Origin of the sequence: Acinetobacter sp. SwsAc4, assembly GCF_013391535.1 — a bacterium.
In the GTDB taxonomy this organism is placed as follows: Bacteria; Pseudomonadota; Gammaproteobacteria; order Pseudomonadales; family Moraxellaceae; genus Acinetobacter.
On sequence record NZ_JACAXC010000004.1, the window covers coordinates 71,000 to 83,624 of the forward strand.

Consider the following 12,625-nt stretch of genomic DNA (forward strand, 5'->3'; position numbering starts at 1 on the left):
AATTATAACGTAAATGCCGTTCTGACCTGATTTTTACCATTCCGTTTGGCTTGGTACATCGCCTTATCTGCTTGCTCAAACAAGCCTGTATAATCAAAACCACTAAAAGCTGTACTACTTACCCCAAAACACGCCTTGATATAAAGCATTTCATTTTCTTTCACTTCAACTGCGGTTTGCTCTAATGCTTTACGACATACCTCTGCCAACAACACTGCATTTTCAATAGGAGTAAATGGTAATAAAATGACAAATTCCTCACCACCATAACGTCCAATCACATCACTGGCTCGTAAATTTTTTCGCAGTATATTTGCGACATGTTTTAAAACCAAATCTCCTTGATGATGTCCATATTGATCATTAATATTTTTAAAATTATCAATATCCACCATAATCAACGATGTTTCTCGATGGGTAATTTGTGCCTGCTGCATCTGTAAATCAATAATCTCATTGACCCCACGGCGATTCAACAGCCCTGTTAACTCATCAGTACAACTGAGTTTTTCTATTTTTGAATTATATCTGCGCCAACGCTCTATACTTATATCAAATAACGTAATGGTAAATGCCGCATATAAAGTGGTGTAAAACATTGAATAAATAATCTGAGCGCTCTGAACATCTTTATGCATCAAGGTATAAGGCTTATAAGCCACTGCATAATCTAAATAACCCAACACCGTAAGCGCAGATAATAAATAACACGCAATAACATAAGCAACCAAGCCAAAATAAACAGAGAAACGAGGGAATAACAACAAAGCGGTAAAGGTTATCCCCATAAAAATAACGCCATTTAACATGTTCAGCAAACCAATGCCTATTGGCAAACCTAACAATGAAAATGGGTAATACACCGATAAAAACAACACATAATAAATATGCACATTCGGCTTATTTTTAATAAGAAAACCAAACAAAATTAAAAGGATATTTAAAATAAATACACTTGGATACAACCACTGAAGTTTAAGCAATAACTCGGTATTTGCTAAAGGGTGATACATATATTTTATTTGTATAAAATATATAACAGCAGCCGTAAAACTCGCATACAGCAATATAACTTGGGATTTTTTAACTAAATCCCAATCTAAAATTGCAAGAAAGGCTTTACTGAAATACGTAGCTAAGGAATATTTCATCCCTCATCATCCCTTATGATTATTCTTGTGTTATACGTCCATGTACAACTAGTCACAATATTAATATGGCTTAGGCACACGCTTTAGCCGATCTTATCACACACCTATTCAGTTTTATAAGTCGACCATCGGAATACCATCAATTTTCGCAACCGTCATTAAATCTTTATCGCCACGACCTGAAACTGTTGCAATAATGATTTGGTCTTTCGACATCGTTGGGGCAAGTTTAGTGACATAAGCCATCGCATGTGAACTTTCAAGCGCAGGAATGATGCCTTCAATCTGAGTTAAATCACGGAAGCCTTGTAAGGCTTCATCATCTTTAATTGGCACATATTCCACACGATGCATATCTTTTAAGAAACTATGCTCTGGACCAACACCTGGATAATCCAAACCTGCTGAAATACTATGTGTTTCAATAATCTGACCTTGCTCATCCGACATGAGGTAAGTACGGTTACCATGTAATACACCCACATGGCCTGCATTCAATGGCGCTGAGTGTTTGCCTGTTTCAATGCCGAAACCTGCCGCTTCAACACCGTACATTTTCACATCCTGATCATTCAGGAATGGATAGAACAAGCCCATTGCATTTGAACCTCCGCCCACACAAGCAACCAAGGCATCAGGTAAACGCCCTGCTTGTGCTTGGATCTGTTGACGTGCTTCACGACCAATGATTGATTGGAAATCACGTACAAGCTGTGGATATGGGTGCGGACCAGCAACCGTACCAATGACATAATAAGTCGTATCGACATTGGTGACCCAATCACGCATCGCTTCATTCAATGCATCTTTTAAAGTTTTGGATCCGCTTTGCACTGGTACAACTTTTGCGCCAAGCAAACGCATACGATATACATTCATCGCTTGGCGCTTTACGTCTTCAGCACCCATGTACACCACGCACTCCATACCTAAGCGAGCAGCGATTGTTGCGGTTGCTACACCATGTTGACCAGCACCTGTTTCAGCAATGATTCGTTTTTTACCCGACAGTTTTGCCAATAAAGCCTGACCAATCGTATTATTTACTTTATGAGAGCCAGTATGGTTTAGGTCTTCACGTTTTAAGTAAATTTGCGCACCGCCGAGGTGCTGAGACCATCGTTCAGCATGATAAAGTGGACTTGGACGACCAACGTAAAACGCAAGATCACGGTCAAACTCTGCTAAAAACTGAGCATCATTTTTCATACGACCATAAAGACTTTCTAAGTCTTCAAGTGCAGCCATAAGCGTTTCTGACACAAAACGCCCACCATGAATACCAAAATGCCCCTGAGCATCTGGAAACTGGGTGTAGTCAATCGCCTGATTTTGTTGACTAAGGTTTTGCTGATCCACGTTGGACTCCTTGCATAAATTTTTCAATGAGTTGTTGGTCTTTTATACCTTTAGCGGACTCTACGCCTCCGCTGACATCCACAGCAAAAGCTGCTGTAGTATCAATAGCGTCACTCACATTTTCAGGGGTTAAGCCCCCTGCCAAGATTAGTGGAATATCAAGTTTTGGAAATTTATTCCAATCGAAACAGTGCCCTGTTCCACCTTTTAAATCAGGATGCCACGCATCAAGTAGAACCGCACTGGCTCCCACAGCTTGATAGCGTTGAATTTCGGTCAAAATGTCTAAATCAGGTCTAACCTGAATGGCTTTGTACCAACGGCGTTTGCAATGCAACGCAATTTGTTGGCATTGTTCAGGTGTTTCATCACCATGTAGTTGTAATACATCCAACGGAACTGAATCAAGCACTGTTTGGATTTCTTCTGCGCTTGCATTTACAAATAAACCGACCAACTGAACATAAGCGGGTACTGAGCTTGCCAAAATTTGCGCTTGTTCAATACTGACATGACGCGGGCTTGGGGGAAAAAATACCAATCCAATCGCATCTGCTCCTGCTTGCACAACAGCATCAATATCTTGAGTCCGCGTGATTCCACAAATCTTGGCGCGAGTTCGGAGTTGGGTTTGACGCATTTGATGTCCAATTTGAGATGACTATTTACTACTCTCACATTGTAAAGCAATTTGACATACTTTGGTCAAAGTTCATTTCCAAATGCAATTGTTTAAAAAACGTGAACACTCTATACTTGCACCATCTTGCAACAAGTCTAAAGCAAATTGCTTTGCTTATAGGGAAGTTGGTGAAACTCCAACACTGTCCTCGCAACGGTAACACTGAAATGCTGATCTTAGCTTAGCAGCCAAACCACTGCATCTGATGATGTGGGAAGGTGATCAGTCTATCATCTTTCAAGATGATTATAGTGAAGTCCGAAGACCTGCTTGTTGTACTTATCCACTTTAAACATTCACGAGGAATGAATGTCTGGAGCGCACATGTCTATTTCTTTCCAGCCAACACGCTTAGTTGGCGCTATCGCTATTGCGATGGGGTTTTCTTCAGTCGCTTTTGCCCAGGATCAGTCAACAGATAAAACTGTCTCGCTTGATACCATTGTGGTGACGGCATCCCGTACTGAACAAAAAATCAAGGATGTGCCTGCACGTCTGACTGTGATTGATCAAAAAACGATTGAAAAGAATCCTGCTCTCAACTTATCAGATTTAATTCAGCGTGATCCTTCTGTTTTTGTCAAACAAAGTGGCGGAATAGGTCAGATCACAGAAATCTCAATTCGTGGAACTCGACCAAATCACACTCTCATATTAAAAGATGGCGCTCGTCTAAATAGCCAAAACCACCTTGCTGCAATTTATCCATCATTTCTTGATTCATCTGATCTTGAACAGATAGAAATTCTTAAAGGTCCAGCCTCTGTACAATATGGAACAGAGGCAATTGGTGGAGTGGCTCAAATGATAACCTCAACTCCAACAAAAAATAGCGGTTTTATTACAGGTATCTATGGGGAAAATAATACCTATAAAGCCATTGCGGGAGCTGACCTTATTCAAGATGGTTTTTATACACAAATTAGAGGACAACGTCTAGAAAGTGATGGAACACGAGTTCTAGATAATCAAAGCAAAGATCAAAAAGCCGCTTATGATCAGAAAGGTTATAGTGCGAAAGTAGGTTACGACAATAAAAAGAATATTAAAACTGACCTGTCAATCAGTCAGAATGAAGGGCTGAGTCAATTCTACAATTACATGATCAGCAAAAATAATGCAGAGCGTATATTTGAGAATCGCCTAATTAATTCAAGCATTCAATATGGTGTTACTGAGAACCTTACATTATCTGCACGTTATTCAAACTTTATTGATAACCAACAAGTAAAAGATAGTGATCCAGACCACTTTGATACAGAAAACAATGAAGGTGATCTAAACTTAAACTGGAATATAGACTCTAAGAATAATCTACTCGCAGGTGTAACTTATCTAAAATCAGATTTTAAAAGTAATGATGTAAAAGATAAAAAACAAAGTATCGATTCTACCGGTTATTATGTTCAACATCAGTATAAGACAGATAAGCTAAATACTCAGGTTGGTGTTCGTACTGAAGATAATGAACTATTCGGTACACATACAATCGGTCAAGGAGCTGTTCGTTATCAAGTATTACCCGAAACAAGTATTTATGCCAGTATCGGATCAGCTTTTAAAGCACCATCCCTGACAGAACTCTATTATTTTTCAGAAAAGTCCTATGGAAATACCTATGGTAATCCTGATCTCAAACCAGAAGAAAGTATTTCCTATGAAATTGGTGTAGATCAAAGAATTGGGCAAAACCTAAATGCCTTTTTATCTACTTACCATACTGAAATAAAAGATTTAATCAGCTATAAATACTCAAGCCCGAACTCAACGTATATCAACATAGATAAAGCTGAAATCAATGGCGGTGAGCTAGGTCTTAAATGGAAAAAAGATGACCTATTCCTAAACACAGAATACGCTTATGTTGATTCAAAAGATAAAAAGACTGATCTGAGAGTTGCATATAAGCCTAAACAGACCCTCACTTTAACGACTGGACTTGAAAATTCAATTTATGGAATAAGCGCCTCAATTATCGCACGCTCAGATATTTATGCAGATAATGCCAATAAAGTTAAAGCTCCTGGTTATGCAACCGTTGATTTAAACATGTACTGGAATATCAACCCTAATATTAAAGTTTTCAGTAATATTGAGAATATGGGTGATGTTGAGTACAGAACTGCTGATAATTTTGGTGATGGTTGGTATGTAAACGGTGGTCGCCAAGCTTCTGTGGGTGTCACTCTTCGTTATTAATCGTGCAATCTAGACAATAAAAATATTTTCTTAACTCCAATTTCGGGGTAATGTTCTGACCGACATTATCCCCTTTTTATTTGTAGGACAGCTTCATGGGACATCGTTTAAGTAAAATCTATACACGTACAGGTGATTCAGGCACAACAGGACTTGGGGATGGCTCACGTGTCGCTAAAGATGACTTACGAATTAATGCGCTAGGTGATGTAGATGAACTTAATGCCACGATTGGTGTATTAAGAGCACAAATCAGCGCATCTCAAATTGAAAATAAACCTGATTGGGATAAAAGTTTAAGCTTGATCCAACATTGGTTATTTGATTTAGGTGGTGAAGTTTGTATTCCAAACTATCATTTACTCCAACCAATTTGTATCGAGTTTCTCGAAAAAGAAATTGATCACATGAATGAATCTCTGCCAATGCTCAAAGAGTTTATCTTGCCTTCAGGTAGCCTAGCATGTAGTTATGCACATCAAGCTCGTGCTGTATGCCGCCGCGCAGAACGCACTTTGATGTCAGTACACAATCGTGATCAAAATATTCAAGCTACTGCATTACAACTCTTGAACCGTTTATCCGACTGGTTATTTGTTGCCTCACGTGCTTTGCAACGTGCAGAAGGCGGTAGTGAAGTGCTTTGGCAAAAAAACATTAATGATAGTATTGATCAAGCATAATTATTTTAAGGTAAATCAAAATGCGAATCATTGGTCATCGTGGCGCACGTGGTGAAGCTCCTGAAAATACGTTAGGAGGCTTCCGTTACTTGCATGATTTAGGTGTACGTGCAGTTGAGTTTGATGTGCGTCAACTCAAAGATGACCAATTGGTGGTGATTCATGATGATGATTTTGTTCGTACCACGGGTAAATCACAGCATGTTGAAAACTGTAATTTGTCTGAAGCTCAGCAATTTGATCATCGCCATCAATGGCAGGCTTGGGGATTTGAAGAATACACACCTAGCCTGCCCCATGTAATGGATTGTTTAACTGATTTTGAACATATTGAAGTTGAAATTAAAGCAGTTGCAGATGAAGTAGCGGCTGAGCGTTTAATTCTAGAATTACACCAAGATTTAGTCGGCTTTGAACAAACTGCCACAATTACGAGTTTTGATGTAAAAATTTTAGCGGCATTACAACAACATCAAAGTCATTTTAAACGTGGTCTGTTGGTTGAAATTCCAATTGGGGAATACGCAATCGAGCTTGCTCAACAATATGAGTGCCACCAAATTGGTTGGAAAGATCAACTGGCAACTGATCAAATTATTCAGTTTACACAGCAAGCCGAACTTGCTGTGAGTGTCTGGACAGTTAATGACGTTGAACGTGCCAAACATCTACAACAATTGGGCATTCAAGGGTTAATCACTGATTTCCCGAGCACCATGTTGCAACATCTAACTTTATAAAAGTATGGAATTTATTCCGACAACTAATTTTATTTTTTAGATTGCGCCTGAATTAAACGCTGCCCTTTCGTATCTAATAAATACAAATTCGTCCCTTCAATTTGGAAACGTTCAATCCGCTGCATCGCATCCATCAGATCTGCTTCTTGTGCTAATGCTTTATCACAACTTAAGTGCTGCGCTCTCACATCAAAACTCATTTTCCTTTGGCTAAGATCATATTGATAACTTCCATAAATGTTATTGCAGCCCGTATGACCTGAAATGGTTTTAGTCACTGAATTCAGCATAAAACTTGGGTATTGATTGAAGAATAAAGCACGTTTATTTTGAATCATGGTTATTTGCCAATTCACCTCTTGAATGCCATCGTTGCTTTTACGAACTTGCATAGGAGGCAATTCACTTACACGTTTTGGATGTAAGCTATTTTTAGTGATCTGTGTCGGTTGACTTTGGCATGCAGTAAGTAGCAAAGCACAAGATAATATTAAAGTTTTGTGAAAAAACTTATTCAAAGAATAAATTGTATTTTTCACGCTTATTTGTTCTGACATTGATTTATTTCGCCTTTTAATTTATTGATTAATTCAACAAACGAATTCTGTTACTGTTCTTTCAGTACAACTGTAGAATAATGCTAGTGTTATCTAATCTGAGCATGCTAATATCGAGCATAAAATAGCAATATATCGTCATGATTGGTTTTGCTATCTCGTTTGGTTTTTATATCTTGTGTAAACAAGGTTTTTAGGAGCGCTGACGGATATGACTTCCGCCCCACTCAAGAAAGCACCCATTAATTGGATTGCAATTTTCGCATTGGTATTTTTACCAGTTGTTGCGCTCATTTCGATTCCAATTTATACCTATTATCATGACTTTAGTATGGGCGCATGGATTAGCATGTTTGTCTTACTAGGTGTAAGCAGTTTAGGTATCACTGCTGGCTATCATCGCTTATGGGCACACCGTGCTTATGAAGCAACCCTACCTTTAAAAATCATTCTTATGATTATGGGTACTTTTGCAGTTCAAAATAGTATCTTATTTTGGGCTTCAGGTCATCGTACACATCACCGTCATGTTGACGATGTAGACCAAGATCCATACTCGATTAATAATGGATTCTGGTATGCACATATGGGTTGGATGTTACGTAACTACCCTGCTGCCGAACCAAATTATAAAAATGCACCTGATTTGTTAAATGACAAATTAGTCATGTTCCAAGATAAATATTATGTTCCTTTAGTTATTGCTGTGCATGCAGGTATTTTGTTGCCTGTCGGTTGGTTAGTTGGTGATATCTGGGGTGTGTTGCTTTTGGGTGGTTTAGTTCGTTTATTCCTTAGCCATCATGTCACCTTCTTTATTAACTCTTTATGTCATATGTGGGGTAAACGCCCTTATACTGACGAAAATACCGCACGTGATAATTTTATCCTAGCGATTCTCACTTGGGGTGAGGGCTATCATAACTATCACCATATTTTCCAATACGATTACCGTAATGGTGTTAAATGGTGGCAATATGACCCTACAAAATGGCTAATTTGGACAAGTTCCAAGTTAGGCTTAGCGAAAAACTTACGTCGTATTCCAAGCTTTAATATCCAAAAAGCCGAGCTTGCGATGAAGTTTAAATATGCTGAACAAGACCTCGCAATTTATGGTCACGATGTGAACACTGATATTGCTCAGATGAAACAACGTATTGCTCAAGAATATGAAGCTTTTACATTAACTCTAAACGATTGGGCGAAGTTAAAAGAGCAAGAGCTACAAGCAAAAAAAGCAGCAATGGCTGAAAAAATCCATCAAATGGATCATAAGCTTAAAGTTGATTTTCAACTGCTTGAACATCGCCTTGCACACCATCGTGAATGTCTAGAAACTTTAGTGCGTAATATCAAAAAAGCACCAGTTTCAGAATAAAAAATACTCAATAAAATGGTCTCTTTAGAGGCCATTTTTTATGCCTATTTAAAGACTCAGTTCATAATCACAATTCACTATTTTAGACCTATCTTTGTTATAGTCATCATTCAGCTTCTTGCCATGATATTGACCTATGCATTTCAATCCTCGCTATTCATCTCTCAATTCAAAGCTTTATCACCAGCAACAGCCCAGCCCTTTACGTGGCGCAAAGGCAGGGCACTTTAACGAAGCGTTAGCGGATGAATTGCAATGGAATGAAGAGGATAAAGCCAACTGGGTTGAGATTTGTAGCGGGCAAAAAACCTTTGCCGAATTTCCCCCTTTGGCCATGGTCTATGCAGGTCATCAATTTGGTCAATGGGCAGGACAATTAGGGGATGGGCGTGGTTTATTGATTGGACAAATTCTAAATCAACATGGACAAACGATTGATCTACATCTGAAAGGTGCAGGTTCAACGCCCTACTCTCGTATGGGTGATGGTCGTGCGGTACTGCGCTCAGTGATTCGTGAATATCTAGCAGGTCATGCACTGAATGCGCTTGGCGTAGCATCTAGTCATGCAGTCGGTTTCACTACATCAGCACAAGGCGTACAGCGTGAGACTTTAGAACTTGGCGCAATGCTATTACGCACTTCGGATTGTCATATCCGTTTCGGGCATTTTGAGTGGATCAATCAATATGCACCTGAACTTTTAACTGAATTTACGCAAAAGTGTATCGAATGGCATTATCCAGAATGCCTAGAAGCTGAGAACCCTGTTCTGGGTTTCGCTAAAGCTGTCATTGAACGTACAGCAATCATGATCGCCAAATGGCAATTAGTTGGTTTTGCGCATGGTGTAATGAATACCGATAATCTTAATATTACAGGCTCAACCTTAGATTTTGGTCCTTATGGATTTATGGAACGCTTTCGACCAAACTGGATTAACAACCACTCTGACTATCAGGGTCGCTATACCTACCAGAATCAGCCAAGTATTGGACACTGGAATCTATGGACATGGTTGAACAATCTCATATCGTTAGCCACACCTGAGCATAGAGAACAATTCAAACAAGATTTAGCGACTTGCTTAGAACAATTTGAACCAATCTTTTTACATCATTATGGTCAAGGACTCTGCGAGAAGATGGGACTCCCCCATTTTCATAAAGACAGTTTAGATTGTAGTTTTGCATTCTTGCGAATTTTGCAAACGGAACAACTCGACTATACGCAAAGTTTTATTCGCCTACAGAACAAGGAATATAAAACACTCCGTGATGATTGCTTAGATCTACGTCAGTTTGATGCTTTTCTACATCAATATCAGGAAATTCGCAAAACTCAAGATACAGATGAGTTAGATCGAGTTATGCAAAGCGCTAATCCTCATTATATTTTACGCAATCACATGGCACAAAAAGCGATTGAACAAGCTGAACGTGGTGATTTCAGTGAAGTTGATCGTTTATTTAAGCTACTCAATCAGCCTTATCAAAAACAGCCTGATTTGGAAACTGAACAAGATACTGCACCTTTACCAAGTGATGTGCCTGAGGTGATGGTAAGTTGTTCATCTTAATTCAGGATGAACAATCATTTTTCATCTATTCCTTAGATTTCACTTCGAAATAATGCTAAGATTAAATTTACAAAAAACAACAAATAGATATAATTTTAACCTTTTGGGGTAAAATTATGGAACAACAACCAATAATTATTGATGATAATGAAAATCCACAGCAAAAGGCAATGCAACAACCTTTATTTTGGATTTCAACTCTCGTCTATATTGGCATATTACTTGTCGGGACAATAGAACCCAAGATAGGTCTCAGCGGACTACTAATACTTGCACTTGTTTCATTAGTAAAAATTATTATTAAAAATTGGCAGCTCATCTTTGCTTTAATTGGACTCGGGATAGTATCAGCAGCATTCCCTCCACTTTTAATTATTTACATCCCAGTTTTAATTTATTTCTTCGTCAAAAGAATAGTTTATTTAAAAGACCATTATCCAGTCGTTATTACAGGTCTTGTTATTTACTTTTTACCTACAGCGATTTTAGCAACTTTATTAGGTCGTCATTCATCATTTATCCCTGCTTTCTTTTTATTGATCCCAGCCTTTATCTTCCCCAAAGCCTTACAATATTTTGTAGATGAAAAGGATTATACAATTAAAAAAGCACTGGAAATTATGTCAGAAGCCCCTATTTTGATTATTTCCATCGTACTTCCTTTCTTAAAAATTGGAATAGACTTTGCCGATGGTGGTTTTGGTGCTGGAGAAGTTACAGCACATTCAGCTCCTGTTGAAGCCGTTGGTCATTCTGCAAATGCAGCACCACACTGGATGACGGGCGAAACTGTACACACTACGCCTGTTGAAACTATAAGTCATTCAGTAAATACGACACCGAACTGGATGACTGGAGAAACCATACATTCTACACCTGTAGAAGCGACACCATTAACAACAACTGTCCTCAATAGTGGTATGAAAACAACAACTGTATCCGATTTTTATGAGCATTTAAGTCATGCTAAAACATTTATTAGTCAGGATGGTCACGAACATATGATTCAATCATCTTCTCCACATGAAGTTGTCATTGACTCACATCAATTATCACAATTTAGCTTTCACAAAACAGGTATGAATCTTGAGGTACAAGATGCTCAAGGTTCGGTGATTGGATATATTGAACAAGATGGGCTTGACCTAAAAATTACCGATTTAAACCACATGAAGATCGGAACTATTACTCAAGAAAATAATATTTATATTATTAAAGATCAATTCAACCAAACTACAGCAAGCTTAGATAAATCTCCTCAGCAAATTGAACTTGCACAAATGCAACAACAAATAAATTCAGATATTAAACTGGTAGATCAAACAGATATTTCAGTTGAAATATCAAAGCCTACTAGTGTAGTAGAAATTATAAAACCAAATGAATATATGACGTTAAATACAATTATTACACTTTTGCTTGCAAATCAAGAGACTCAACAGAAAATAGCTCCCAATCAACTCAGAGATATTTATCCAGATCATAAGGTAATAAATCATCCTGCCAATAATTCAGATTTCATACAAATAGAATCTCAGCCTAATACCTAGAAAATTGGGCTTTAATTACCTTAATGAAATTAAAGCCTTTCTATCATCTACTCATCAGGATATTCAAAACGATAACCTACACCATAAACCGCCTGAATCCATTCATGACGATTACCCGTTTCAGCAGCTTCAGTAATTTTCCGACGAAGATTTTTAATATGACTGTCAATTACACGATCTGCCACATCAAAGCTATCTGGGTTAATATGATCTAATAATTGCGCACGTGAATAGACTTGACCGAGATGCTCCAAAAATAATTCCAATAAACGGAATTCAGTCGGTGTTAAAGTTAATGCTTTTTGTTGATACCAAATCCGTTGCTGTGCTTTATCGATACGAAATAAATCATTTTGATCAGGTTCTGCCTTACGCTCTAAACGACGCAAAACAGCTTGTACACGTGCAACCAACTCTTTCGGACTAAATGGTTTACAAATATAGTCATCTGCTCCCATATTTAAGCCTAAAACACGATCAATTTCTTCAGTACGCGCAGTTACCATAATAATCGGTAAATCAGATTGTTCACGTACTTTACGGCAAATGGTTAAACCATCCATACGCGGAACCATCAAATCCAAAATCATTAAGCTTGGTTTACGTTGCTGAAACTGGGTATAAGCATCCTGACCATCATGAAACATACTGACTTCAAAACCAGCCGCCTCTAAATAATCACGAACCAACTGCGCTAGTTCAACCTCATCTTCAACCAACATAATATGCTTCATGGTTTTCATC

At 38.2% G+C, this 12,625-nt stretch carries 11 protein-coding genes and 1 riboswitch; of the genes, 6 read left to right on the top strand and 5 right to left on the bottom strand.

Going from position 1 to position 12,625, the window contains the following annotated elements:
* Window positions 1-2 precede the first annotated feature (2 nt).
* The 3 genes from HYG88_RS03775 to HYG88_RS03785 form a co-directional block, all read right to left on the bottom strand.
* Entirely contained in the window at window positions 3-1,151 is a 1,149-nt protein-coding gene (locus tag HYG88_RS03775; protein WP_087535686.1) for a GGDEF domain-containing protein, read from the bottom strand.
* A 114-nt stretch (window positions 1,152-1,265) separates the two neighbouring features.
* Window positions 1,266-2,510, bottom strand: a complete 1,245-nt coding sequence (gene trpB / locus HYG88_RS03780) for a tryptophan synthase subunit beta (RefSeq protein WP_005162160.1) — start codon at window positions 2,508-2,510, stop codon at window positions 1,266-1,268.
* Entirely contained in the window at window positions 2,491-3,150 is a 660-nt protein-coding gene (locus tag HYG88_RS03785) for a phosphoribosylanthranilate isomerase (RefSeq protein WP_005162163.1), read from the bottom strand. Before HYG88_RS03785 ends, trpB begins: the two co-directional genes overlap by 20 nt.
* 116 nt (window positions 3,151-3,266) lie before the next feature.
* Window positions 3,267-3,481, top strand: a riboswitch (cobalamin riboswitch).
* A 35-nt stretch (window positions 3,482-3,516) separates the two neighbouring features.
* Between HYG88_RS03785 and HYG88_RS03790 the strand changes: the two genes are divergently transcribed.
* From HYG88_RS03790 to HYG88_RS03800, 3 genes are all read left to right on the top strand, one after another.
* A complete protein-coding gene (locus HYG88_RS03790) occupies window positions 3,517-5,391 on the top strand; it encodes a TonB-dependent siderophore receptor (RefSeq protein ID WP_005162165.1) in 1,875 nt (624 codons plus the stop codon).
* A 95-nt stretch (window positions 5,392-5,486) separates the two neighbouring features.
* Window positions 5,487-6,074: a cob(I)yrinic acid a,c-diamide adenosyltransferase gene (locus HYG88_RS03795; RefSeq protein ID WP_005162167.1), complete on the top strand. Its 588-nt coding sequence runs from the start codon at window positions 5,487-5,489 to the stop codon at window positions 6,072-6,074.
* Between the two features lie 20 nt (window positions 6,075-6,094).
* Window positions 6,095-6,814, top strand: a complete 720-nt coding sequence (locus HYG88_RS03800; RefSeq protein ID WP_005162170.1) for a glycerophosphodiester phosphodiesterase — start codon at window positions 6,095-6,097, stop codon at window positions 6,812-6,814.
* A gap of 29 nt (window positions 6,815-6,843) precedes the next feature.
* On the opposite strand, the gene HYG88_RS03805 is transcribed toward HYG88_RS03800, so the two are convergent.
* The gene (locus HYG88_RS03805; protein WP_178882614.1) at window positions 6,844-7,371 is read right to left on the bottom strand and encodes an META domain-containing protein; all 528 of its coding nucleotides are present in this window, start codon (window positions 7,369-7,371) and stop codon (window positions 6,844-6,846) included.
* Between the two features lie 211 nt (window positions 7,372-7,582).
* Here HYG88_RS03805 and HYG88_RS03810 point away from each other — a divergent pair, with 211 nt between their 5' ends.
* The 3 genes from HYG88_RS03810 to HYG88_RS03820 all read left to right on the top strand — a co-directional run bounded on the left by HYG88_RS03810 (window position 7,583) and on the right by HYG88_RS03820 (window position 11,881).
* Complete coding sequence (locus HYG88_RS03810) at window positions 7,583-8,752, top strand: acyl-CoA desaturase (RefSeq protein ID WP_005162177.1); 1,170 nt, start codon at window positions 7,583-7,585, stop codon at window positions 8,750-8,752.
* Between the two features lie 136 nt (window positions 8,753-8,888).
* On the top strand, window positions 8,889-10,331 hold the full coding sequence (locus HYG88_RS03815) for a YdiU family protein (protein ID WP_178882615.1): 1,443 nt from the start codon (window positions 8,889-8,891) through the stop codon (window positions 10,329-10,331).
* Between the two features lie 116 nt (window positions 10,332-10,447).
* Window positions 10,448-11,881, top strand: coding sequence for a hypothetical protein (locus HYG88_RS03820; RefSeq protein WP_178882616.1), 1,434 nt, complete (start codon window positions 10,448-10,450; stop codon window positions 11,879-11,881).
* Between the two features lie 47 nt (window positions 11,882-11,928).
* Here HYG88_RS03820 and HYG88_RS03825 read toward each other — a convergent pair whose 3' ends face one another.
* The gene (locus tag HYG88_RS03825) at window positions 11,929-12,615 is read right to left on the bottom strand and encodes a response regulator (protein WP_004664800.1); all 687 of its coding nucleotides are present in this window, start codon (window positions 12,613-12,615) and stop codon (window positions 11,929-11,931) included.
* Between the last annotated feature and the right edge of the window lie 10 nt (window positions 12,616-12,625).

Excerpts from the sequence above, each read along its gene's own strand:
- HYG88_RS03775 (WP_087535686.1), bottom strand. The coding sequence starts at position 1,151 with ATGAAATATTCCTTAGCTACGTATTTCAGTAAAGCCTTTCTTGCAATT.
- HYG88_RS03785 (WP_005162163.1), bottom strand. The coding sequence starts at position 3,150 with ATGCGTCAAACCCAACTCCGAACTCGCGCCAAGATTTGTGGAATCACG.
- HYG88_RS03790 (WP_005162165.1), top strand. The coding sequence starts at position 3,517 with ATGTCTATTTCTTTCCAGCCAACACGCTTAGTTGGCGCTATCGCTATT.
- HYG88_RS03800 (WP_005162170.1), top strand. The coding sequence starts at position 6,095 with ATGCGAATCATTGGTCATCGTGGCGCACGTGGTGAAGCTCCTGAAAAT.
- HYG88_RS03795 (WP_005162167.1), top strand. The coding sequence starts at position 5,487 with ATGGGACATCGTTTAAGTAAAATCTATACACGTACAGGTGATTCAGGC.
- HYG88_RS03815 (WP_178882615.1), top strand. The coding sequence starts at position 8,889 with ATGCATTTCAATCCTCGCTATTCATCTCTCAATTCAAAGCTTTATCAC.
- HYG88_RS03805 (WP_178882614.1), bottom strand. The coding sequence starts at position 7,371 with ATGTCAGAACAAATAAGCGTGAAAAATACAATTTATTCTTTGAATAAG.
- HYG88_RS03820 (WP_178882616.1), top strand. The coding sequence starts at position 10,448 with ATGGAACAACAACCAATAATTATTGATGATAATGAAAATCCACAGCAA.
- HYG88_RS03810 (WP_005162177.1), top strand. The coding sequence starts at position 7,583 with ATGACTTCCGCCCCACTCAAGAAAGCACCCATTAATTGGATTGCAATT.
- HYG88_RS03825 (WP_004664800.1), bottom strand. The coding sequence starts at position 12,615 with ATGAAGCATATTATGTTGGTTGAAGATGAGGTTGAACTAGCGCAGTTG.